Source organism: Pseudoalteromonas atlantica (genome assembly GCF_043641955.1).
Classification (GTDB): domain Bacteria; phylum Pseudomonadota; class Gammaproteobacteria; order Enterobacterales; family Alteromonadaceae; genus Pseudoalteromonas; species Pseudoalteromonas atlantica_A.
In genome coordinates, this window is record NZ_JBHZRV010000002.1 from 111219 (window position 1) to 135403 (window position 24185).

Below are 24185 nucleotides of genomic sequence, written 5' to 3' on the forward strand. Positions count from 1 at the left end.
TTATCGCAGCGGTTTTAGTCGATGGATTAGTCTATAATTGACCATATAACAGTATGTTTACATACATATTTGAATATGGTCTTTGCACATTTATAACCAAGGTAACTTTATGACAAAAAACATATGGTTGATATGCTCATCAGGTTTGATTCTTCCGCTTTATATTCAAGCTATTGAAAATGATGATATTCTGCATAAAAGTGATATGGAAGTTATCGAGGTTTATGCGCAGAAGCGAGCGCAAAAAATTGAAGAAGTTGGTATTGCAGTCAGTACTGTAAAAGGCGACGCTCTAAAAGCTCAACATTTTAAAGATTCTACGGAGTTATCTGTATTTGCTCCAAATTTAAAAATTAGCCAAAATGCAGCGGAAGGTACTCCACCTGCCGTTAATATCCGTGGTGTAGGCTTGGTTGATTATAATACGGCAAATACATCTCCAGTGGCCATGTATATTGATGACATTGCTGTAGGTTCTGCGAGCAATCAAATAGTTAATCTGTTTGATATAGAGCAGGTAGATATTTTGCGTGGTCCACAAGGAACACTATTTGGCCGTAACTCCACTGGCGGAGCTATCCTTATTCGCTCTAAACGCCCAGAGTTTGAGCAAAGTGGTTACATAACAGCAGGCGCTGCTAATAACAATTCATCAAGCCTCGATGCTATGTTTAATTTACCCATCAGTGAGAACACAGCTGTTCGTGTAGCACTAAATCACCAAGACTATGATTATTCGACCAATAACATTTATTTTGATGCCCCAACTGCTGGGATGGAGCAAATAAATGGTCGTGTTTCTTTTTTAGCTGATTTTGATACTGTGCAAGTATTAATCAAAGGCCACATTTCTGATTGGGATGGCATTGTTCAGCCTGTTGGAAGCATTGGTATAATTGCAAATCCACTTACAGGAGAGCGATGTACTCCTGCGCAAGCGGGCTCAACGACTTGTTTCGATAACTTTGGTTTTAATGATGGAAGTGATGATTTTTACACTGTGAGTGTTAATAATAATTCTCCCCACTCAACGGATGGTAAAGGAGTGAGTGCGCATTTAAATTGGCAGCTAGACTCTAACAATGAATTTATCTCTTTGACCAGCTACAACACCCTTGAACGCTTTCATGCATTTAATTGCGACGGTTCACCCGCTCGATTATGTGAAGGAAGCTTAGGTTTAGACACTCATCTTGTAACGCAAGAACTGCGTTTACAGTCAAAACTCGGTGAGCATTTTATAACAACGGGGCTCTATTTTTCTGATGAGTCGATAGGGCAGAATAATGTTAATGATATTTTGCGTGATTATCGTGGTATTTTGCCAACAAACTTAACTGCTACCTTTTTCTACGATAATGAAATACAAAATCAGACCATAGCCGCGTTTAGTCAGATTGATTTTCAAGTAAACGAAAAATGGTTAATAACGGCCGGCCTTCGTTACTCGTATGAATCACTCGATTATGACTCGGTTTCTACTCTTAATGTTGTGGTTGACCCCACTGATTTAAAAGGTGTTGTAGTTCCTTTTTATCATGTAAAAGGCAGTCAATCAGATAATGGGTTTTCTGGACAGTTAGGCGTTAATTACAAGGTTAATGACTCAACATATGCCTATTATCGTTTTGCAAATGGCGCAAAAAGTGGGGGATATAATGGTGGGTTTTTATCATCTGTTGAACAAGCTCAATTAGCCGATTACCAGAAAGAGCGATTAAACGCTCACGAAGTTGGCAGTAAATCATGGTGGCCACAACAAGGTATTCGCTTTAACTGGGCGGCTTTTTACTATGATTATAATGACCAGCAAGTTTTTATGAATCAACCTTCAGCCTTTGAACAAAGCCCACCCGTTCAATTATTAGAAAATGTTGCTGACTCAGTTATTTACGGCGTTGAGGCTGAATTAGATTATTGGATAACCGACGCGCTTAATATTAAATTTGCTATGGGTTACATTCCTCACGCTGAATTTGAAGAGTATGTTGATCCCCTAGGCAATGCGTTAACAGATAACCGCTTACCATTTACCTCTGAATGGAATCTCAGTGCAGGTGTTGAATATAATGCAGATTTAGCAAGTAACCCATTAAAAGCTCAATTAATTGTGGACTATCAATCAGAGTATTATTTTGACCAAAATCAAAACCCTTATGCTATGCAAGATGGATATAGCATTGTGAATGCAAATTTGCAGTATCAAATAGATAACTGGGGATTTGCTTTATGGGGTAAAAACTTGTTTGATACACAATATAGTCATTTAAAATTTGATTTAAGCTCTTTCCTTGGCATGCTTGAAGATTTTAAAGGTGAGGGTCGACGTTACGGGCTGGATATTAGTTATCAGTTTTAACTGCGCGTTTATAATTTAAGGTGTAAGTATGCCAAGACAGGCAATGCTAAAAGTATTACTTTGTTTTTTATTTCTGTTTTTTAGTAACTTAGTTGTTGCCATCGCACCTGAGCGGTTCAATTACACTGAACAAGAAAGTAAAACTAATTTATTGCAAAAAGGGCAAGTGCTTGAAGTAGTTAATGGCTCATTTCCTCGTAATAGCTTTGAAGTTGATGCGTGGTTGCAAGGCAAGCAGCCGCAAACAAGAACCACTTTTTTTGGCGGTAGTTTTTGGTTTGTTATTCATTTACAAAACAAAACGGATTTTAATGAGCTTGTGCTATACCCATACAACACGTTGCTTTCAAAAATTGAAACACGTATTTATGATATGTCGGATGCCCAGCAACCAGTAAAACGCTATGAAACTGGCGGCTTATCACCTAACGAGTTTGCATTTCACTATGGTAATAAAGTGCAATTATCGCCTGGTACACCCTACATATTAATTGCGAAATTTCAAAGTGATTACTTTTATACACCACCTAAATTAGTACTCAAACCTTACGACGTATTTTTTAAAAAAATTACTTCTGACAATATGATCATGTTGCTTTGTTTTGGTGTTGGCATTGCATTAGGGTTATATAATCTACTCATTTATTTTGGTGCGCGGGATGTTACGCACCTTTACTATGCGCTATTTACAGCGTGCTGGGTTTTCGCATGGAGCCAGTTTTTTCATATCCCAGATCAAATATTTGGCTTTTATAGTGCCCATCTTCACTGGATTGGTTTTACTTTAATCCCACTAACAAATATTTTATTTTTTAATAGTCTACTTAAATTAAAAGAAACTTCTCCAAAGCTTTCAAGTTTATCAATTGGGTTAGGCATCATTGCAACAGCAGGGGTTCCTTTTGCAGTGGTGTGGCCTGGTTTTGGTTTTATTTGGGCGACTTTAGTCACAGGTGCAACACTGTGTTTAGGGATGGTTGTTGGTATAAGAAGTTGGATGAGTGGGTTTAAACCGGCGCGTTACTTTGTATTAGCGTATTTGGCTATGGCCATTCCCAATATGATTGGTAATTTAACGAATTTAGGTTTAATTGAACCTGTCTCGATGGATCTGTATTTACTGGGTTTGATTGGTACTTCACTGGACGCTATGTTGCTTGCTTTTGCAGTAGCAAACAAATTTAGCTTGCTACATGATAGTAACGTTGAATTGACCAAAAACCTAGAGCAAAAGGTACAACTTCGCACTCAAGAATTACAACAATTAGCTGAAGAGCTACGTGACGCCAGTGAGGCTAAAAGCCGCTTCTTAGCTAATATGAGCCACGAAATACGAACCCCTATGACTTCTATCATTGGTTATGCTGATGGCATAATTTTAGGTGATATAAAGCCGCACGAGCGTAATCATGGAATACGCGTTATTTTACAAAATAGTCGCCATGTACTTGGTTTAATCAATGACATACTTGATATGTCGAAGATAGAAGCAAACCGATTAGAAATTGAACTTGTTGAGACTGATTTGTTTGCCACTATCGCCGAAATAGAATCGTTGTTAGGTAAGCAAATTCGCGATAAAGGCTTAAAATTTAAAGTTGATTATGAATTCCCTTTGCCTGATTGGATTGTGTGTGACCCAACTAGATTAAGACAGATACTGCTCAACCTAGCAACTAATGCGCTTAAATTCACAACAGTTGGCCATATTCAATTGCTTGTTAGCTGCTCGAAAAACAAACTCAAAATAAAAGTGAAAGACACCGGTATTGGTATGACAGATAAAGAGCAAAAGGAGCTGTTTACGCCTTTTTATCAAGCTGATTCATCCATTTCACGCAAGTACGGTGGCACCGGTCTGGGTTTAAATATTTCTAAAAACTTAGCGACCAAGCTTGATGGAGAAATAACAGTTCATTCAGAAGTAGGCAGTGGTAGTGAATTTTGTTTGGCGTTAGCATTATACACAACTGAGCGAACCCATTGGGTTGATTCATTTGATGAAATACGCAAAGACGACGTGAAAAATACAGCGCCTGATAATTTACAGCGAAATTTGGTTGGTGAAGTGCTAGTGGCAGAAGACCACCCTGAAAACCGACAATTGATCAAACGAATCTTAGAACGAATGGGTTTAACTGTCACTGCTGTAGAGAATGGGCAAGATGCTGTACAAGCGACTTTGGATGAGCACTTTGATTTGATTTTGCTTGATATTCAAATGCCAATTATGGACGGTGAGCAAGCTATTCATATTATGCAAGCGACGGGGCTGACTACCCCTATTGTTGCATTAACAGCAAACACTATGAAAAACGAAGTCGAGCGTTACTTAAAACAAGGCTTTATTGATCACATTGCAAAACCAATCGATAGAACAAAATTCAGTCATAAAATTGCCAGTTACCTCGATATTGACATTGCAGATGACGTAAAACTGCCAGAGCATGAGTTTGAGTTACTAAAAAAAGATTATATCTGTGGTCTAAAAGCGCAGCGAGATACCTTACTTGATCAGTTTCATAATGCAGATATGAAAGGGTTTGCACAAAGTGTTCACATGATCAAAGGGACAGCAGGCATGTTTGATTGCCAACCGCTTTATCAACAAGCAGTTGAACTTGATAGGTTACTTAAATCTGATTCGGTTACTTTTGATAGTCAGCGTGTTCATGCATTACTCGCTGCTATTGATGAGATCTTAGTTGAAGAAACACCTAACTGACTATTTAGCCGTTGAATAATCATTATTCTTCTTTAGCTAAAGACAATGTGCTACGGCCATGCTTAAATATATTTTCTTGCAGGGGGGCGTATGCAGTATCAACATATATCAGTGCCTAAAAATGGCGAGCAAATTACTATTAATGATCAGGGGCAGTGGCTCATTCCTGACAACCCTATTATTACGTTTATCGATGGTGATGGCGTAGGCCAAGACATTTCCCCAGTCATGCGTAATTTGGTAAATCATGCAGTTGCCCATTGTTACAAAAACAAACGAAAAATTCATTGGCTCGAAGTTTATAATGGTGAAAAAGCAGCAAAGCTATACGATGGTGATTGGTTTCCTCAAGAAACAATACATGCTGTAAGGCAGTTTAAATTGGCAATAAAGGGGCCGCTCACAACACCGCTTGGTGGTGGTTTTAGATCTCTCAATGTTGCACTTCGACAAGAAATGGATTTATTCGTCAACATACGTCCCATTAAAGGTTATAGCGCATTACCTTCACCATTAAAGCATCCAGAAAAAACAAACATCGTCGTCATTCGTGATAGCTCTGAAGATGTCTATTCTGGAATTGAGTGGCAAGCGGGCAGTGTTGAGGCTGAGAAAATCTTAGATTTCTTATGCCAAGAAATGGGCGTTACTCGTTTACGGTTTGACCAACAATGCGGCATCGGAATTAAAAACATATCTAAAGAAGGTTCTGAGCGAGTCATGCGTTATGCGCTTGAGTATGCATTAGAGCAAAAAAGTGAGTCGCTTACAGTGGTTCACAAAGGAAATGTTTTAAAATTTACAGACGGTGCATTTAAGCGTTGGGGCTATGAGTTAGCAAAGCGAGAATATGGTGCTATCCCACATGAAAATGGTCGCTGGTTAATTATTGAAAGAGAACACGCGCCATCGCTAATTATTAAAGAGGTTATTGCTGATAACATGTTACAGCAAGCCCTAATGCACCCAGAGCAATTTGATGTAGTTGTAACAACCAATCAAAACGGGGATTATTTAGCTGATATGTTAACCGCCCAAGTAGGGGGGATTGGAGTTATGCCCGCTGCAAATTTGAATGGTCAAGTGGCTTTTTTTGAACCAACTCATGGCCCATTCGAACGCATTGCAGGAACAGATAAAGCAAATCCTACAAGCAGTATTTTAAGTGCGGTTATGATGTTGCGGTTTATGAATTGGCATGAAGCTGCACAAGCGATTGAAAATGCATTATCAGCAACATTTGAAGCAAATGAGATAACGTTTGATTTAGAAAAACACGGTCATAGCGCGATAATCCTCAGTTGCAGCGAGTTTGCAAAGAAGATTATCGAGCGTATTGAGCAATCATAATTTAAGCTGCATTTTCGTTTTTAAATGCAGCGCGGTACATACATGGACGATTTGTTAATTGGGCAGCACGTTGATAAATTTCTTGTGCATCATCTTCATTACTTGGCGTACCACTTAGCGTATCCATTAATGCAACAACAATAATTGCAGGCACTTGACAGCAATACTCATCTAGCACAGCTGTTGTTGTTTGTGCGTCTACGTGGCAATGAGGGTGTGCGTGTTCAACTTGGTACGCGTGTAATAAAGTTTGGGCATCTAGAGTATCATCATCCTGATGTTTGTTTTTACGACATTGACAACCAAATTCATCTACTAATGTTGCTAACGCTTGGTACACATACTCACTTGTTAATGTTGCTTTTTCGCAAAGTTGTTGTTCGATAAAAGTATGTAAATTACCATCAATGAATAAACCATCTTGTTGGGTGAAGCTTGCTGTAGTTTGCATCATAATCATGTCTCTTTGTTAGGTGAGTGAATCATTTTGTATGACTTTACTCTAGCCTCTGAAGCACTATTAATGAAATTGTTGTTTTCAATAACTGATATTGATTTAATCAATAAGTAGGGGGTTGGGTCTAGCCCAACCAACTTATCTATCCGCAATAGTGCTCGCAAAGTTTATTAATTCGCGGCGTAACCATTGATGAGGGCTTGCGTGGTGCAGTAAAGGACTCCATAGCATCTTGACTTCAATTGGCACCACCTGAAAAGGGACTGGGCTAATGACTAGATCGGTGTGTTTTGCCAGCAGCATTGCTTGTCTACGCGGGAGTGTTGCAATGAGTTTCTTTGATTGGCAGAGTAAGCTTGCCACCATGTAATGGCGAGTGAATACACGAATATGACGAGTTTGCTCTAATTGCCAAAGAGCTTCATCGACCCAGCCAAGCTTCTGACTGCCTGATTTATTTGTGACAGCGGCTTCAGCGCCCCAACCAGCACGATTGACCCAAATATGTTCAGCGGCTAAATATTGCTCTAAATCAGGTGAGTCTAAATATTTATTTGCAGGATGCGTAAGGCAGCAGTAATTATCTCGCCATACAGTTGCCTGATGGAATGAGCGGGGCATACCATTAAAACGATTTATGGCTAAGTCTATTGTTCCTTTTTCCATGTCTTGTAAGTTTACATCACTGGGGCTAAGTACATCAAAATTGAGTCCGGGGTGTTTCTCTAGTTGAGACGTTATAAAAGGCGCGACTAGTGTAGATTCTAAATAGTCATTCGCCATTATTCTAAAAGTAAGTTCAGCATTGGTAGGGTTAAATAATTCGCTAGGTTGAGTGATTGCCTCTGCCATTTTTAATAAGGCTTCTATTTCGGGTTTAAGGCTCAGCGCTTTTGCTGTTGGGGTCATATTACCTGCTGCCCGAACCAACAACGGATCCTCAAATAAATCACGCAGCCGTTTAAGTGCATTACTCATCGCAGGCTGTGTTAGTGCGAGCTTATTTGCTGCTTTTGAAACATTTTGCTCGTCAATGAGCACATTAAGGTAGACAAGTAAGTTGAGATCGACATTCCTAATATTCATTTGATCAATCTTATTCATTCGCTTTATTAATTATCTAAATTTAAGCCTGCTTGCTATGGTATGTAAACTGCTAATGTAAAATAATCGTTATAAGCGATAAAAATATGCCTAATTTAAAGCCTGAACATAATAAAAATCAGTCCCATAACTGCAATCTCGAGGAAGTTATTGCAACGAAGCTTGCACGAGCTGTGTTTGCTGGCTTTGAGGCGATGTTTGCTGAGTTTTTGAATATCACTTTAGGTGCTCAAAGCCGCTTTGAGCAAAGGCAATGGCATGATGTTCAGGCCGCTATGCGTGCCCGGCTGCAAGTGTATGAGCGTCAAGTTGCTAATGTTAGTAGTGCGGTTAAGTTAATAGCATACAAAGAATACGATGATGCTCGTATCTGGCAGCAGGCAAAAAACATCTACGCGGCAATGGTAAATAATCACGAAAATCAACCAATAGCACATACCTTTTTTAACTCTACATTTGGTGCTATATGGCATGATAGAAAAATCCGTACTGTGCACTTATTCGTTTTAAAGGCTAAATACCGCACAGCCCCTCGACCATTTGATAACTTAGTAAAGCGTATTTCATTAAAAAGTGGTTTTGCTAGTGCCGTTACTGAGCTGGTATTAGCGCAGGCGTTTAGAACCCCATTTAATAATTTCTCACAAGACGTATCTGTTTTGCAAAGCACGTTGATGTTAGGAGCGAAACAACAATGTCCTCAAGTTTATGAATTAATTAATTTGAACGACGGGTATATAGAATATGCAAACTCACTGTTTTTTCGTAATAAAGCATGCTACTTGATCGGTCGGTGCATTGCTAAAAATGGTGATAACATGCCGTTTGCTGTAGCCATTTTAAATACTGAAGAAGGCCTAAAGTTAGACGCAGTAATGATGGGCGCAGATCAGTTGAGTTTACTATTTGGTTTTGCGCGCACTTACTTTATGGTTGATACTGATCAGCCTGCGCGTTATGTCGATTACCTAAGTGTACTCATGCCTCATAAACAACGATTTGAGTTATTTAATGCTATTGGTTTCATAAAGCATGCTAAAACAGAGTTTTACCGCTACAAAGTTGATACAACAAAAAACAGCCCACCGACAGATAAATACATTGCAGCTCCAGGTACACCGGGTATGGTTATGCTGGTTTTTACAACTCCTTGCTCTGAATATGTTTATAAAGTCATTAAAGATAAGTTTAATGCACCAAAAACAGCCACCAAAGCACAGGTCATGGCGAAGTACGATTTCGTAAAACAAGCTGACAGAGTGGGCCGGCTGGTAGATACCCATGAGTTTAGGTATTTAGCATTTGACTTAAATCGTTTTAGTGATGAGTTGCTAACCGAGATGAAAAATGTGATTGGCAGTAGTGTGATTATTACAGATAAAGCGGTGATATTGAAACATGTGTATGTTGAGAGAAAAATGACGCCCCTCAATCTATATTTGAATCAATGCGATAATCAACAACTTGAAAACGTGATGATTGATTACGGTAAAGCAATAAAAGAGTTGGCTGGTGCAAATATATTTCCAGGAGACATGTTAATGAAAAACTTTGGTGTAACCCGTTGGGGGCGCGTCGTTTTTTATGATTATGATGAAATATGTCCATTAGTTGAATGTAATTTCAGAGACATGCCAAACAGTGATAACCCGTTAGATGAGCTTAGCGCACAAAGCTATTTTGATATAGCACAAAACGATGTTTTTCCTAGTCAGTTTACCGTTTTCTTTAGCGCTAATACAGCTGCGTTTGCAGTGTTTAACCGCCACCATGTTGATTTATTTTCTGCTCGTTTTTGGCAGAGTTGCCAAGCAAAAATACAGGCAGGTGAGGTATACGATGTATATCCATATAAACAAAGTTGGCGATTTAAATGAAACCGAATTAGCCACAAGTCTGATAGCCAATAAATTATAAAAAGGTACACTGGCCTTTTTTTATTAAATTATAAAAGGGTAGATTATGAAATTTATAGCAGTAAGTTTGTTAGCGTTTTCTTCTTTTTCAATGGCTAACCCACTACTAGGTAGCTGGGAGTTTGTTGAAGGAAAATATGCTGTAGACGGCGGTTTTGTCAATGCCAAGGCTCCACAATTAACCTCAGTGAAGCTTATCACCCCTACACACTTTAACTACATTACGCAAAAAAATGGTAAATTCCACTATGCTGGTGGCGGTAAATATGTATTAAAAAATCAACAATTCGTTGAAACTTTTTCTTATGGCAATATTCCATCGTTGCTTGGTAAAACCATGGCTTTTGACTACAAAATAGAGGGTGATTTGTGGCATCATTCACTTACTGAAAATGGTGAATTAGTCGAAGCCGAGGTATGGCGTAAAATTAATTAAATAGGAGGCTTTGTGCAGTATATTTCTCACGATGATGAAAACTTAACACTATGTAGAATTGAAAAACCACAAATAAAACCGCATGAGGTATTAGTCAAGGTCGCTGCAATTGGTGTAAATCGCGCCGATAGCATGCAACGTCAAGGGAAGTATCCTGCCCCTGAAGGCGACAGCCCTATTTTAGGGTTAGAATGTGCTGGACTTGTGGTTGAAGTAGGTGATGATGTAGATGTCCAATGGCTTGAAAAACCAGTGTTTTCATTATGTGCAGGCGGCGCTTATAGTGAATACGTTGCAATAGATGCTGCACAACTTATGCGTCTACCTCAGGGGATATCTATGGCTGAAGGGGCAGCTATTAGTGAAGTCTATTTAACTGCATTCGGGGCGCTTTTTCAATTAGGTAACTTACAACAAGGGCAAACGGCTTTGATTCATGCTGGCGCAAGTGGTGTAGGAGGCGCTGCTATTCAAATGGCCAAGCGTGCTGGTGCAACGGTTGTAATAACAGCGGGAAGTGATAAAAAGTGTCAGCATGCTCAAAAGCTGGGTGCGGATCATGTAATCAATTACAAACAAGTCGATTTTGTAGAGTATATGAAGGCTCATAAATTATCGGCAAATGTTATCGTTGACCCTGTTTCAGGGCGCTATTTAAATAAAAATGCGGGCATTGCCGCAATGGATTGCCAAATCATTATGCTGGCATTTTTAGACGGGCGTTTTGCTGAAGTAGATTTTGCTCGATTACTACAAAAGCGTATCTCACTCCATGCTTCCACGCTTCGTAATAGAAGTTTAGAATTTAAACGAGAATTGCGTAACGAATTTGTTGATAAATTTTACGCTGATATTGTCAGTAAAAAGTTCGATTTTAACATTTATAAGACATTGCCTTGGCAACAAGCTAATGAGGCACATCGTATATTAGAAAATAACGAAAATGCAGGTAAAGTGGTACTACTCGTAGAGTAATTACATTGTACAGCTTTAAAACGAATGATCTGCCCATATAATAGTGGGTATCTAGAAAGCGAACTAAGGCAAAAACATGAACCCTATTATAGCAACACTAAAAGAGCATAATGTAAGTGATGAAAAAGTACATGAGCTTTTTCAAGCGTTTACACAAAATCCAATGATGGCCATGGCGCTTGTACAGCAGTTAGGTATTCCACCAGAAAAACTTCAAGCCTTGATGGGCTTGGTAATGACGCAACCAGAGCTTATTAAAGAAGCAGCAGAATCTCTGGGCATTAGCGATGGTGAATTAGAAAAAGCAAAAGAGCAGTATAAAGGTCAATAAGTTTTTATTGTGAACTAGCTAGCTCTATTTACATCTTATTAGAGCTAGTTATCGGTTTTACGTAAACGTAAGTTAAGCCACATCAAAAAAGATATCTAAATTTCAGCTAAGCCCCAAATAATTGCTGCAATCGTAGTTAATGCCATTAAAACAAAATAGATAATACCAACAAATCCGTAAGTCAAAAGTGCGACAAAAATACCTTGTTTGTAGATGCGCTTTTGCATAATAAACAGATAAACGGGTATCCAGAGCAGTAATCCAAAACTAATGAACGCTAACAAGCTTGCGATGGCTGCACTAAAGCTACTGCCAACATCCATAAGGCTGTCATGTGATACATCTAAAATATCAATTAATAATAAGCTCATAAAAATAAAGCTATGGCTGTGAAGCGCTATTGTTAAATGCTCCATATAAAGACGTTTTGAAAAAATAAAAACAACTTTAAGTAAAACGGCAAACAGTGGTAACAGCACAAACATTAATTGAGGAAGCTTTCCTAGCACTTCGTTAATTAAACGGTTTGTGTCAGACGTGAAGGTTTTTTTTGCTTTTTCTGTGAGTGATGTAGCCAAGTCACTTAGCTTTTTGTTGCTTTCATTTGATAAAAACCCGAACGATACATTAACTGTATCTTTGTTATCTTGCAGACCACTAATTTGTTTATTTAATTTAATTCGCTCAAGTTCTAAGGTGATTAGCTTGCGCGTGCTTGCAGTGAGCTTTGCATTTTCTTCAATTGTGTTATCAAGGCTTAACTCTTCTAAGTAACGATTGAAGCGAACTAATTCTGCGTCTATCTTGTTTAACGTTTTACTGTTTTCTTCCGTGGTTAGCGTTAATTTTTGTTCATTGAGTGTTTCAATATGTTTAGTTACTTGATTTATTGCAACTTTATTGCTGTTGAGGTCAAGATCAGGTGTTTCTTCAGCTGCAACTGTAAGCTTTAAAACAAGGAAAAAAACAATACTGATAAATAAGTATAGCCGTAAGGGAGGAACGTAATGAACCCGCCGACCAGCAAAGTACTCACTAGTTAAAAAACCTGGGCGAAACATTAAAGGCCAAACAGTTCGACTTGCCCGAGAGTCAAAACTAAAAATATCATCGAGTAAGTGCAAAATAACAACCCAAAAATATTTTAATGTCGAATCGAGAGATTGACCGCAGTGGGAGCAAAATTCACCTGACACCGTTTGGTGGCAGTTATCACACGTTTTAGAAGGTGTTAGTTGAGGTACTTCGGCTTGTTCAATAATAGCGAGCGGCTCGTTCGAAGAAGGGGTATTATGCTTTACAAGCTGACTCTCTAGCGACATAAGAACACTGATTAGTTGAAATCCATTTAACGAATGCACAAAATAATAACACTTTGTTACACTAAAACCACAAGTGTTTTATAAAAAATTAATTTTAAAGGTGATGAGCGCAGCAGTATCTGCTAAATTCAACAATGACAACGAGGTATTTCATAGTTGTTAGTCATGGTGATGAAGTACTGTGACCAAATAGCCAAAACAGGAGAATTAAAATGGCGTTTGAAGTTAAGTTTGAATTATCCGATGCTGATTTAGAGCACTTTCGTGATGTAATGCGAAAAGCTCAGCAAGGTGCACAGGCACTCAGTGAGCAGGTAATAATTAATAATGCTAAAAAAATCAGCTCAAATATAAAGGAAAATGTTCCAGAGTTTGTGCGTCTTCGTATTAAAAAGTTAGAAACATTTGTCGCAATGATTGAAGATAGTGAATGGCAAATCCCCGAAGAAGAGCGCGTAGAAATTTTAAGTGCATTGGCCTATTTTAGTGATCCTGAAGACTTAGTGCCTGATCATATCCCTGTTTTAGGCTTCTTAGATGATGCAATTATGATAGAGCTAGTTGCTGGTGAATTTAATGACGATGTTGAAGCGTTTGAAGAGTTTTGTGCGTATCGCAGCCGCGAAGAAGCACGTAACTCTGATGCATCAATCACTCGTGACGAATGGTTAGATTCAAAGCGTCGTGAGCTTCATAGTCGCATGCGTAGTCGCCGTAATGAACGTCGTAATGCTGGTCGTTCTTCATTTCGCTCAGTATTTTAAGCGAAATTAAAGCGCTCGAAAGCTTATTAACACTCCATTTTTATAGCCTATTGGTTTTGAAAATGGAGTAATCTATTTTTTACCTCTTAGCAAATGTGAGTTCAACCAAACACTCCGTAGATTACTATCAACTAATCTCTATTTCGTACATATCGAGTGGCTTTTGCATTTTTTTGTTCTTCTTGCGCAAACTCAATCCCTACATTTAGCCTGTCACCTTGCATTTGATTATTTCGAATATGCGCACTGATAATGACCGCTGTACTGTCTATCGGTGAGAGTAAATGAACAAAAACCTGAGCTAACATGCACGTTAAAGCGACAACCAGTGGCTAAGATATCGATAATAACGCCTTGTAACAAATTTTCACTGCTGAAATTTTATTCTTTATTGATACTTGTTTTTGCTGGGATATGTGTTTGTCATCGGTTAACTTCCCGGAGCTGGCTACTTTCCATTTTCTTAGCGTGTTAACCATCGGCAAAAGCTTATACTGATGGTTAACTAGCTAAAATAATACTTTAAAAAGCTATGTATGCGAATTTAAGCTTATTTTTTTTCCAATACCTCTATTTCTTTTAAAATTTGCTCAGCTTCATGAGTGAGCATTGAGTAACTCTTAATATCGCCATTTCGCTGGGCGTGCATAGCTTGTTCGAGCTTCGCACTGTAGTCTTTATTTAGTTTCTTTAGAGGATCTTTTTTGAAGAGCGAAAACATGCTGATTCCTTATATGGCGGCAAGTGTGAGTAGGTATGCATAAATTTTTAAATGCATATTGTTTTTCTATACGTTTGGTAAACCTAATTCGATTAGTTTTAATAAATGCAATTGCGTGCTAGGCATAAAAAAACCGCTGGCTGAAGTGACCCCATAAAGTTGGACTCATTTCTAAGCGGTTGCCAAGGCCTGATTTCGATATTGTATCGGACTCAGGCCTTTTAGTTTCAGCTTAATACGCTCATTTTTGTAATAGTGGATATATTCTTTGATGTTTTCAATAAGATCATTCACGTCTTTAAACGTTTCGTTGTGGTACATCTCACTCTTCAATATGCCGAAGAAGTTCTCAGCAACCGCATTATCTAAACAATCTCCTTTTCTTGACATGCTTTGTTGCAACCCTCTTTCCTTAAGGTGATTTTGATATTGTTTGTTTTGATATTGCCACCCTTGATCTGAGTGTACAATTGGCTTTTCATTTGGCTTTAACCTAGCAGTTGCTGTTTTAAGCATGTCAGTTACCAAAGGGAGTGCAACGGATTTTCTGACTTCGTAACTGATTACCTCTTGGTTGAATAGGTCAATCATAGGCGATAGATATACCTTCTCATTATCCACTTTAAACTCCGTCACATCCGTCACCCATTTTTGATTTGGCTTCTGCGCAGTAAACTCGCGGTTAAGCGTATTTTCTGCGATTTTACATACTTCACCTTTATAGGATTTATAGCGCTTAGGCCTTACTTTTGACTTGAGTCCTAACTCATTCATCAGCCGTTGAACGCGCTTATGATTAACAAGTACCCCCATTGTTCTCAGGGCACTCGTAATTCTGCGATAGCCATATCGTCCTTTATGCGTGTGAAAAATATCACGTATTTTTACCAGTAAATCATTGCTTGCACAGGGTTGCTTACAGGTAGTGCGATGATAATAGTAAACACTCTTTGGCAGCCCCGTAGCCTTTAAAAGGTGTCGTAAGCTATGTGTTGCCTTGAACTCTTCGACGACTATCGTCTTGTCTTTGCTTTTTTCTTTCTGGCTTGAGCCAAGGCTTCTAACTTTTTTAGCACGTCATTCTCTGCTCGTAAGTAGGCTAACTCTTCTCGTAACTCCTCCTCAGTCATTTGCTCTACTGGTTTTGATGAAGAAGAATTATTTGTCATGACTGACCTACCTTTTTTCTGTGGTTTGAGACGGGATATACCATCACGAGCATAAAGCTTTTGCCATTGAAAAAGAATGCCTGGGGACGATAAGTCGAAGAAAGCACTGGTATAACCGAGTGACCAACTGTTTGCTGTCATCGTTTTTAACACTTCAGCCTTAAATGCTTGAGAATAAGGTTTGTGAACAGACCTGAAGCTTTCAGCGCCATGAATTCGATAAATAGCGGTCCAATATCGGACCTGTCTATCTGTAACATTAAATCTGTTACTTACCGCCGAAGAGCTTTCAGACAAAGCGAGTTCAGCTATTTTGAGCTTGAATGCTCGGTGATGTTTGGACATAAAAAGACCCCCAGTAATTGGAATGTCCAACTATTGGGGGTCACTTCAGGCTTCAGCGGTTTTTTTCTCGAATGTAATTAAATTACATAACACGCATGCCTGGCTCTGAGCCATCATCTGGGTTAAGAATATAGATTTCTTTTCCACCAGGACCTGCTGCTAAAACCATGCCTTCTGACATACCAAAACGCATCTTGCGAGGTTTAAGGTTTGCGACCATCACAGTAAGTTTACCTTCGATATCCTCAGGGGCATAAGCCGATTTAATACCAGCAAATACTTGGCGTGTTTCGCCACCTAAATCAAGAGTCAGTTTAAGAAGTTTATCAGCACCTTTAACGTGTTCTGCTTTAGCAATTTTAGCTACGCGCAAGTCTACTTTAGCAAAGTCATCGAATTCGATTTCATCGGCAATCGGTTCTTTTGCTAGTGGGCTATTTGGATCAATAGTCACTTTAGGCTCTAGGCTTTCTTTTGATTCTTCAACCATTTTATTTACTTTATCCATTTCTACACGTTGCATTAGTGGCTTAAACTTATTGATTGGGTGACTAACTAGTGCGTTCTGAACATCGTGCCACGCTAGATCATCATTTAAAAACGCTTCAACGTTTTCAGCCATTTCTGGTAATACAGGTTTTAAATAAGTAATTAATACACGGAACAAATTAAGGCCAAGGGAGCACACTTCATGCGCTTCTTGCTGTTTAGTTTCGTCTTTAATTAATACCCAAGGAGCAGCGCCATCAATAAATTGGTTTGCTTTGTCGGCAAGGGCCATAATTTCACGAATTGCGCGACTATATTCACGGTTTTCATAATGGGCAGTGATACTAGGCGCGGCTGCTTGGAACTCAACTAAAAGCTCTGGCTGCATGATAGTGCTGCTTAACTTGCCATCAAACTTTTTAGTAATAAAGCCAGCACAACGGCTTGCTATGTTTACCACTTTACCAACAAGATCAGAGTTAACTCGTTGAGCAAAATCTTCTAGGTTTAAATCAAGGTCAATAATGCCGCTATTTAATTTAGCAGCATAGTAATAACGAAGGTATTCCGGATTTAGGTTATCTAAATAAGTACGCGCTTTAATAAAAGTGCCTTTAGATTTAGACATTTTCTCGCCGTTTACCGTAACAAAACCGTGGGCAAAAACGTTTGTAGGCTTTCTAAAGTTAGCACCTTCAAGCATTGCTGGCCAAAATAGGCTATGGAAGTAGATGATATCTTTACCAATGAAATGATAGAGCTCAGCATCTGATCCTTCAGCCCAAAACGCATCAAAGTCAATGCCTTTTGAATCGCATAGGTTTTTAAAGCTGGCCATGTAACCAATTGGTGCATCTAGCCATACATAAAAGTATTTACCCGGTGCATTTGGTATTTCAAAACCAAAGTAGGGTGCATCGCGGCTGATATCCCACTGTTGTAAGCCATCAGTAAACCATTCATCTAGCTTGTTAGCCATTTCTTGTTGAATGGTGCCTGAGTGTAGCCATTCTTTTAACATACCTTCAAATGCAGGTAAGTCAAAAAAGTAATGCTCAGAGTCTTTTAATATCGGCTCGGCACCAGACATCACTGAGCGCGGGTTAATAAGCTCTGTTGGGCTATACGTTGCGCCACATGAATCGCAGCTGTCGCCATTTTGATCTTCAGATTTACATGTAGGGCACGTACCTGTGACAAAACGATCTGGTAAGAAAATACCTTTCTCTGGGTCGAATAACTGTGAAATAGTGTGCTTTTTAATGTGGCCTGCATCGTTTAAACGATTATAAATCAGTTCACTAAATTCTTTGTTTTCTTGGCTGTGAGTACTGTGGTAATTATCAAACTTTATATTAAAATCAGCAAAGTCACGTTGACGTTCAATACTGACGTTTTTTACCATTTCTTCAGGCGTGATCCCTTGCTTTTGCGCATTGAGCATAATTGGCGTGCCGTGAGCATCATCGGCGCAAACGTAATATGTTTCGTGGCCCTGTAGTTTTTGAAAACGCGACCAAATATCAGTTTGAATGTATTCCAATAAATGGCCTAGATGAGTTGGGCCATTGGCATAAGGTAATGCGCTGGTAATAAGGATCTTTCGCTGTGCCATAATCATTCCGAATTGACGGTTCCGGTAAAGGAACGGATGAAAATCATAATTTTATCAGCAAACCGGTAGCAAAGTAGTGACTGGTTCGCTGATTTTCATTAATTGACTGGTGTTAATGCCGTGAATGTTACATAATTCCGAGGCAATTTTCATCAAAGAAACGCTATTTTATTGCTATGTTTGGACTGTCGAAATTATTCTCTTCTAAATCGGTGCAAAAACAACCGATAATTGCCGCTTTAGCCGCTTATCGAAGTGCTGCATTTGCAGTAGGTATTGATGAGCTGTTTATTAAAAACATTCAACCTAACGATGATAAATCCCTACTAATTGAGCTTAATTTACCTTTTGCTGCATGCTCAGAAATGCCCGCTGTGGCTAAGTTTGTAAGTGAACAAATTAGTCAAGTTGTCGACATTCGTGCCACAGTACAGTTACCTGCCGATTATAAATTTAAGAAAATAAAGCACATTGTTTTAATTGCATCCGGTAAAGGTGGGGTGGGGAAATCGACAACTGCGGTTAATTTAGCGGGCGCTTTAAAACAAGAGGGCGCAAATGTAGGTATTTTAGATGCAGATATTTATGGTCCATCAATTCCTATGCTGCTAGGGCTTTTAGGAGCTAAACCCACGGCCAAAGATGACAAACAACTATACCCATTTGATGCAAACGGTTTAAAAGCACAGTCAATTGGATTTTTAGTGCCTGGTGATGATGCCACAGTATGGCGTGGGCCGATGGCGTCTGGTGCACTAACACAATTGTTAAATGAAACAGTTTGGGGTGAGCTTGATTATTTAATTGTTGATATGCCACCAGGTACTGGTGATATTCAATTGACCATGAGCCAAAAAGTGCCCTCAAGTGGCACCGTTATTGTGACTACTCCACAAGATTTAGCTCTGGCTGATGCGCAAAAAGGCATTGCCATGTTTAACAAGGTAAATGTACCTGTGCTTGGCCTAATTGAGAATATGAGCCATTTTATTTGCACTCATTGTGGTGAGCCTAATCACGTATTTGGTAAAGACGGGGCCGTTAAACTCGCGCAGCGTCATGGCGTACCAGTACTGACACACATTCCACTGGCGATAGATATACGAGAATATTCAGAGCAAGGCAAGTTAATAGCCAACGACACCGAGGCGGCGATCAGCAGCACCTATGCCAGTGCAGCGCGTTTAATAGCAAGCCAACTTTATTATCAACAACCCCATCATGATCCGTTAGAGATTGTGATTACGGACGATTAAAAAAATGAGATTATCAGATACCCATATTAAAGAATATATTGCACAGCAACGCATTGTTATAGAGCCAAGCCCAAGCGATGAGATGATTTCTGGCGTTACAGTTGACTTGCGCTTAGGAAATAAGTTTCGTGTTTTTCAAGATCACACCGCCGCTTATGTTGACTTAAGTGGCCCAAAAGATCAGCTTAATAAAGCGATGGAATCAATAATGAGTGATGAAATAGTGCTTGAACAAGAGCAAGCATTCTTTTTACACCCAGGCGAACTTGCGTTGGCTATGACGTATGAAAAAGTTACTTTACCATCGGATGTGGTCGGCTGGCTTGATGGACGTTCATCACTAGCGCGTTTAGGTTTAATGGTACATGTTACCGCACACCGTATTGATCCAGGTTGGTCAGGCAATATCGTATTAGAATTCTATAATTCGGGGAAACTACCGCTTGCACTTCGTCCAATGATGAAAATTGGTGCGATGAGTTTTGAAACGATGTCAGGGCCAGCAGCTAATCCATATAACATCCGAAAAGATGCTAAATATAAAGATCAGAATAGCGCAGTAGCAAGCCGTATTAGTGATGATAAGAACGAATAAGTAAACGAATAAAACCATGCATAGAGGGCCTTTAACCGGCCCTTTTTATTTTTTGCTGTAATCATTCTTGGGATTTACTGGCATTTATTTATATACCTTCCATACTTTAATACGTTGATTTGTTTTATACGTTCAAGTACGTGGAGTTCAAGTGGGAAGTATTGGTCCTTTATTTCGTGCTTTTTTGTTTGCACTGCTTTTTTGCAGTGTTGAACTTTATGCTGTATCAAATAAAGCAATAGTCCTACCCGTATCAGATTCTCAAAGTTTACCCGCGGAGTTTTTCAAAGAAGCAGTAAAAGAAAATAATTTAGCAGACGTTTCTTCATTTACATTAAAGCGAGGTCGTGGGTATTGGATACTCTTTGATGTTAACTCAACTAAACAACCTATAAATCAAATTCTTTTTATTAAAAATACGCTGGTTGATGAAATTAAGTTTGAGTTACTCGATAGTGACTTTGAAATTATTAAATTAAAACAACACGAACATGGTGCATATTTTGATTCAATAATCCCACATTTAAGTATTAAAACTAACTCTGGCAGTGCTTGGGCGGCTGTATATTTAAGTAATAACGCAACGGTTACAATTGAGCCGACATTAATACCTGAAGTTGAATTCTATAATAGCGTTGAAGAGCATGTCATTATTACAGCTATGATCTCGGTGATTTTAGTTGTTGGGCTTGCAATTAGTGCCGCATTTTATTTCCTATCTCGACAAGTGAAATTTGTTTCTTTAATGGGCTATCTCATGTGTATGTTGGTGGCTTTTTTAGCTAGGAAAGGCGTTTTTTTATTATTTGGTGATCCACTCATTAGTCAATACTCAAATGGATTAAGTGCTTGGTTTAATCTAATGGCTATCTCGTTTGCAAGTTTGTTTTTTATGCAGTCAAGTTATGCTAATAAACAGATAGTTATTGCTAAAACCCCACTTAAATCAGCGTTGTTAATTCTTTGCAGTATCCCGCTCGCAGCAAGCTTATTGGTTAATAGTTTTTCAGTGTATTTTTTTGTGGTTAGTTATACGATTTTAATCGCGATGGTTGGGTATTTATTTTGGCAGTGCAAAGAAACAAAGACCAATTATACAGGCCTATTTATGCTTGCTTGGAGCACCTTGCTAATGCAATCTTTTGTTTTGTTAAGTACGGTCTTTACAGCTCGGAGTCTCCATATTCTAAATGATGGTTTCCTTGTGTTCAATACAGGTGTTTTCTTGGCGACATTGCTAATACAAGATAGATTAAGAGTCTTACAATACGACGAAAGTTTAACTCATGATGATGAAACGGGTTTACCAAACAAACAAAAGTTACTTGATTGTTTACAGCATAAAGTAACTGATTCTAAACCGCATTCACTTGTTTTGTTTCGCCCAGTGGTTTTGTTGGATGCCCGTGCAAATTTTGGCTATGAGTATGCTAATACACAAATAAAACGCACTATGGCTAATCTAGGCCAGCAATTAAGCGCTATGAATTCATTGAAGATAGAAGCTAATGAACTGAAATGTCATTATATTTCTCGCCTTGATGATAGTACCTATGCTTATGTTGTTAATGGTCAACTCGAATTAAGTCAAATTGAGCAGTTTGTATGTGTTACAACCGCTGTTTTTACTGAAGGGATAAGCCATAACAGCAGTCAGCTGGTCAATGGTGTTGATATTGGTGTGGCAAATTATCCGCTTCATGCTTCAAATGCAACGCAATTAATACAACGCAGCTTACAAGCTCTGAGTGCTAAACCGCTGCACGGTGAACGTTGGCATATGTTTGATGCTGAAAATTCAAATTTAGCGCAATACCGTCTTGAAGTTGCATCTTATTTAAAAGAAGCAATTTTGCATAATCAGCTTAGTTTATTTTTCCAACCACAAATCTGTTTAGATACCGGACACATTCATGGTGCGGAAGCTCTTTTACGCTGGCATCATCCTATTTTAGGGCAAGTGCCTCCTGACGAGTTCATACCAATAGCAGAGTCTACTGGGATCATATTTGAACTTACAGAGTGGGTGGTTGAACAATCACTAATTTATCAAAAAGAAATTACAGCAATTTATCCAGAGCACATAATTTCAATTAATATTTCAGCAAAAGATTTATTACGTAAAGAGTTACCCGTTTTATTTTTAACTTTGCTAAATGAGTACCAGCTAAAGGCATCAAATGTGATGTTAGAATTAACGGAATCAGCCACACTAAGTGATGGAGTTAATATTAAAACAGCTTTAAATGACTATAGGTTAATTGGACTTAAAATTGCTATTGATGATTTTGGAACAGGTTATTCATCGTTAGCTTACTTGAGCAAAATGGGATTTGACGAAATTAAAATTGATAAGCAATTTGTGATGAACTTAGAGTACTCAAAAAACGATCGAACAATTTGTCGTGCAACATGTGATATAGCCAAAAGTTTAGGTTCTTTTGTTATAGGTGAAGGGATTGAAGATATTCAGAGCTTACAAATTTTGAAGGGTTATGGTTGCGAAATTGGTCAAGGTTATTATTTTTCAAGGCCACTGGCGTTTACAGATTATTTAAATTGGTTAGAGCAGAACTTAGAAACAACGATTGATATTGATATTGATGTTTATCACATGAACTAATTTAGGCTTATATACCCAAACCACTTATACTGCGTTATTTATTTTAACAATAGAACCACTATTCCTTGCAATCAATGCCTTGCCTAAATCGCTTTTAATTCCAACTGAAACTCACATTTTGAGGTGGCTTGGGTATACCTTATTAGATAACAGCACACCTAAATTATGGAAATAGTATTCAAGCGCACCTTGGCTTACTTGAAGGTGTTCATCATCAGGGTAAATGAGTGCAGAGTGTTGTAAACCACCGACTAAAAATGTGTTTTTAATGTTTTCGTGTTTGGCTATACATGCCTCGAAACATCGTGCAGCGAGCTCTTCTGGCATGCTCATGTAAAATTGACCGTCTTGTTTATCTGCCAACATCGATTGCCTAACATACTGATTAGCTTGTTGCCCATCATTTTTTAAAAACACACTCTTATAAAAACTGTCTAATGCAAGATTGAGAGGGTGATTGGTATCAATCGAGTGCTCAAGCCATAACTTTGAAGCAAAAAAGTAAGCGCTATGGCGGGGGAATAAGTGCCTAGATATATGATGATCAAAGGCATGAAACCATTCGTGCGCTAGAGCTCCGCCGCCAGCGTTTTTGGCTAGGGCAAGTGTTTGAGTAGCACTGTTATAGTGAGCTTGTACGTGTTGTTGACCACCGTGACCAAAGGCAAAATTTAATTTACCCCTTAATCCAAGTGCTGTTGGAGGAAGTTGCAGTATTTGGGCAAGATCAGCTAACGCGTCATAAATCAAATTAGCGCTGATGAAACGCTCCTCTTTAGTCACCCATTTACCTACCGTCATTGTTCTAAAGCCAAAAGTTTCTTTTATATCAGTAAAATCAACTTGATCATCAAACCGATAATCAGGGCCTTTTCGGTAGAAGCCTCGCTTCAATCGATTGGTGTAGGTCATTATTTGTTATATCGCGCTTTAACATGTGCAGGCATGAATTGTGTTTGCTTATGATTTAAAGCATCTAAAACAGTGTATAGCGGATTAGGATCTTGTTGTTCAACTAACATAAGGCTATGGGCAACGGCTTCAAGTGTAGACAAACTGTCAACCCTTGGTGCTTTACGTATATGGTAGCGATTAGTTGGAATAGACTGAAAACTTACACTAACGAAATCATGTAGCCTAGGGGTAAGTTGCATTATTTTAAACGCTTTTTTCCAAGTGCCATCAAGTACAATTAAATGCGTTAATTGTGTTTTTAACTCGTTGACTTTTTCATCTTTGCTATCTAAAAAAATAGCATCGTCATTGGGGTACAGTAATGCGGTAGTTGCTATTGGCAGATCAGTTAAAAATTGAAAATCGTCTTGTGATTCACCATGTATTATATTGCACTGACTGAGGCATAAATTAAGTAATTTTGCCGTGTTTTTTGTTACTTTAGTTTCACTTGGGTGCTGCAAGATAATTATCTTCAACTTATTGTTGACTGTCACTAAGTCATCACAAAGACAGGTAAGGGGACTAAATTGACAATGAGGGCATAAAGCACGAGACATATAATAATCTATTCTGTTTACAATGGATTTTAAAGCAATACTATTATACGCTTAATATAACTATTAAGTGGATTTTTTTCTTAAGAAAGTTAAAGTAGAAGTATGTTGCAGACTAACGA

The 24185-nt window shown here is 38.6% G+C and carries 21 protein-coding genes; 11 read left to right on the forward strand and 10 right to left on the reverse strand.

Annotation, left to right across the window (positions count from 1 at the left end):
• Positions 1-109: 109 nt before the first annotated feature.
• The 3 genes from ACHUE3_RS04095 to icd all read left to right on the forward strand — a co-directional run bounded on the left by ACHUE3_RS04095 (position 110) and on the right by icd (position 6434).
• The gene (locus tag ACHUE3_RS04095) at positions 110-2359 is read left to right on the forward strand and encodes a TonB-dependent receptor (protein ID WP_394190475.1); all 2250 of its coding nucleotides are present in this window, start codon (positions 110-112) and stop codon (positions 2357-2359) included.
• Between the two features lie 28 nt (positions 2360-2387).
• On the forward strand, positions 2388-5084 hold the full coding sequence (locus ACHUE3_RS04100) for a 7TM diverse intracellular signaling domain-containing protein (RefSeq protein ID WP_394190477.1): 2697 nt from the start codon (positions 2388-2390) through the stop codon (positions 5082-5084).
• A gap of 90 nt (positions 5085-5174) precedes the next feature.
• The gene (gene icd / locus ACHUE3_RS04105; RefSeq protein WP_394190479.1) at positions 5175-6434 is read left to right on the forward strand and encodes an NADP-dependent isocitrate dehydrogenase; all 1260 of its coding nucleotides are present in this window, start codon (positions 5175-5177) and stop codon (positions 6432-6434) included.
• 1 nt (position 6435) lies between these two features.
• On the opposite strand, the gene ACHUE3_RS04110 is transcribed toward icd, so the two are convergent.
• Positions 6436-6885: a hypothetical protein gene (locus ACHUE3_RS04110; RefSeq protein ID WP_394191637.1), complete on the reverse strand. Its 450-nt coding sequence runs from the start codon at positions 6883-6885 to the stop codon at positions 6436-6438.
• 144 nt (positions 6886-7029) lie between these two features.
• On the reverse strand, positions 7030-7977 hold the full coding sequence (locus ACHUE3_RS04115) for a LysR family transcriptional regulator (RefSeq protein ID WP_394190481.1): 948 nt from the start codon (positions 7975-7977) through the stop codon (positions 7030-7032).
• 104 nt (positions 7978-8081) lie between these two features.
• Between ACHUE3_RS04115 and aceK the strand changes: the two genes are divergently transcribed.
• From aceK to ACHUE3_RS04135, 4 genes are all read left to right on the forward strand, one after another.
• Positions 8082-9872: a bifunctional isocitrate dehydrogenase kinase/phosphatase gene (gene aceK / locus ACHUE3_RS04120; RefSeq protein WP_394190483.1), complete on the forward strand. Its 1791-nt coding sequence runs from the start codon at positions 8082-8084 to the stop codon at positions 9870-9872.
• An 85-nt stretch (positions 9873-9957) separates the two neighbouring features.
• On the forward strand, positions 9958-10347 hold the full coding sequence (locus tag ACHUE3_RS04125; RefSeq protein WP_394190485.1) for a hypothetical protein: 390 nt from the start codon (positions 9958-9960) through the stop codon (positions 10345-10347).
• Between the two features lie 12 nt (positions 10348-10359).
• On the forward strand, positions 10360-11322 hold the full coding sequence (locus tag ACHUE3_RS04130; RefSeq protein ID WP_394190487.1) for an NAD(P)H-quinone oxidoreductase: 963 nt from the start codon (positions 10360-10362) through the stop codon (positions 11320-11322).
• Between the two features lie 76 nt (positions 11323-11398).
• A complete protein-coding gene (locus ACHUE3_RS04135; RefSeq protein ID WP_394190489.1) occupies positions 11399-11653 on the forward strand; it encodes a DUF2999 family protein in 255 nt (84 codons plus the stop codon).
• 95 nt (positions 11654-11748) lie between these two features.
• Here ACHUE3_RS04135 and ACHUE3_RS04140 read toward each other — a convergent pair whose 3' ends face one another.
• The gene (locus tag ACHUE3_RS04140; RefSeq protein WP_394190491.1) at positions 11749-12975 is read right to left on the reverse strand and encodes a DUF3667 domain-containing protein; all 1227 of its coding nucleotides are present in this window, start codon (positions 12973-12975) and stop codon (positions 11749-11751) included.
• 212 nt (positions 12976-13187) lie between these two features.
• On the opposite strand from ACHUE3_RS04140, the gene ACHUE3_RS04145 reads away from it, so the two are divergent.
• Positions 13188-13739, forward strand: a complete 552-nt coding sequence (locus ACHUE3_RS04145; protein WP_394190493.1) for a YkvA family protein — start codon at positions 13188-13190, stop codon at positions 13737-13739.
• A gap of 131 nt (positions 13740-13870) precedes the next feature.
• On the opposite strand, the gene ACHUE3_RS04150 is transcribed toward ACHUE3_RS04145, so the two are convergent.
• The 5 genes from ACHUE3_RS04150 to metG form a co-directional block, all read right to left on the reverse strand.
• Positions 13871-14047: a hypothetical protein gene (locus ACHUE3_RS04150; protein ID WP_394190495.1), complete on the reverse strand. Its 177-nt coding sequence runs from the start codon at positions 14045-14047 to the stop codon at positions 13871-13873.
• Between the two features lie 242 nt (positions 14048-14289).
• Positions 14290-14460: a DUF6435 family protein gene (locus ACHUE3_RS04155; protein ID WP_135475185.1), complete on the reverse strand. Its 171-nt coding sequence runs from the start codon at positions 14458-14460 to the stop codon at positions 14290-14292.
• A gap of 171 nt (positions 14461-14631) precedes the next feature.
• On the reverse strand, positions 14632-15477 hold the full coding sequence (locus ACHUE3_RS04160; RefSeq protein ID WP_394191639.1) for an IS3 family transposase: 846 nt from the start codon (positions 15475-15477) through the stop codon (positions 14632-14634).
• Positions 15474-15974 (reverse strand): transposase, encoded by a 501-nt coding sequence (locus ACHUE3_RS04165; RefSeq protein ID WP_394190497.1) that lies wholly within the window; start codon positions 15972-15974, stop codon positions 15474-15476. The genes ACHUE3_RS04160 and ACHUE3_RS04165 overlap by 4 nt, the downstream gene beginning before the upstream one ends.
• A gap of 82 nt (positions 15975-16056) precedes the next feature.
• On the reverse strand, positions 16057-18078 hold the full coding sequence (gene metG / locus ACHUE3_RS04170) for a methionine--tRNA ligase (protein WP_394190499.1): 2022 nt from the start codon (positions 18076-18078) through the stop codon (positions 16057-16059).
• Positions 18079-18254: 176 nt separating this feature from the next.
• Here metG and apbC point away from each other — a divergent pair, with 176 nt between their 5' ends.
• The 3 genes from apbC to ACHUE3_RS04185 all read left to right on the forward strand — a co-directional run bounded on the left by apbC (position 18255) and on the right by ACHUE3_RS04185 (position 22552).
• Entirely contained in the window at positions 18255-19334 is a 1080-nt protein-coding gene (gene apbC, locus ACHUE3_RS04175) for an iron-sulfur cluster carrier protein ApbC (RefSeq protein ID WP_394190501.1), read from the forward strand.
• 4 nt (positions 19335-19338) lie between these two features.
• Positions 19339-19929, forward strand: coding sequence for a dCTP deaminase (gene dcd, locus ACHUE3_RS04180; RefSeq protein WP_394190503.1), 591 nt, complete (start codon positions 19339-19341; stop codon positions 19927-19929).
• 151 nt (positions 19930-20080) lie between these two features.
• The gene (locus tag ACHUE3_RS04185) at positions 20081-22552 is read left to right on the forward strand and encodes an EAL domain-containing protein (protein WP_394190505.1); all 2472 of its coding nucleotides are present in this window, start codon (positions 20081-20083) and stop codon (positions 22550-22552) included.
• A gap of 111 nt (positions 22553-22663) precedes the next feature.
• Here ACHUE3_RS04185 and ACHUE3_RS04190 read toward each other — a convergent pair whose 3' ends face one another.
• Both ACHUE3_RS04190 and ACHUE3_RS04195 read right to left on the reverse strand, forming a co-directional pair.
• Complete coding sequence (locus ACHUE3_RS04190) at positions 22664-23467, reverse strand: CLCA_X family protein (RefSeq protein ID WP_394191641.1); 804 nt, start codon at positions 23465-23467, stop codon at positions 22664-22666.
• Positions 23464-24066, reverse strand: a complete 603-nt coding sequence (locus ACHUE3_RS04195; protein ID WP_394190508.1) for a tRNA-uridine aminocarboxypropyltransferase — start codon at positions 24064-24066, stop codon at positions 23464-23466. The genes ACHUE3_RS04190 and ACHUE3_RS04195 overlap by 4 nt, the downstream gene beginning before the upstream one ends.
• Positions 24067-24185 lie beyond the last annotated feature (119 nt).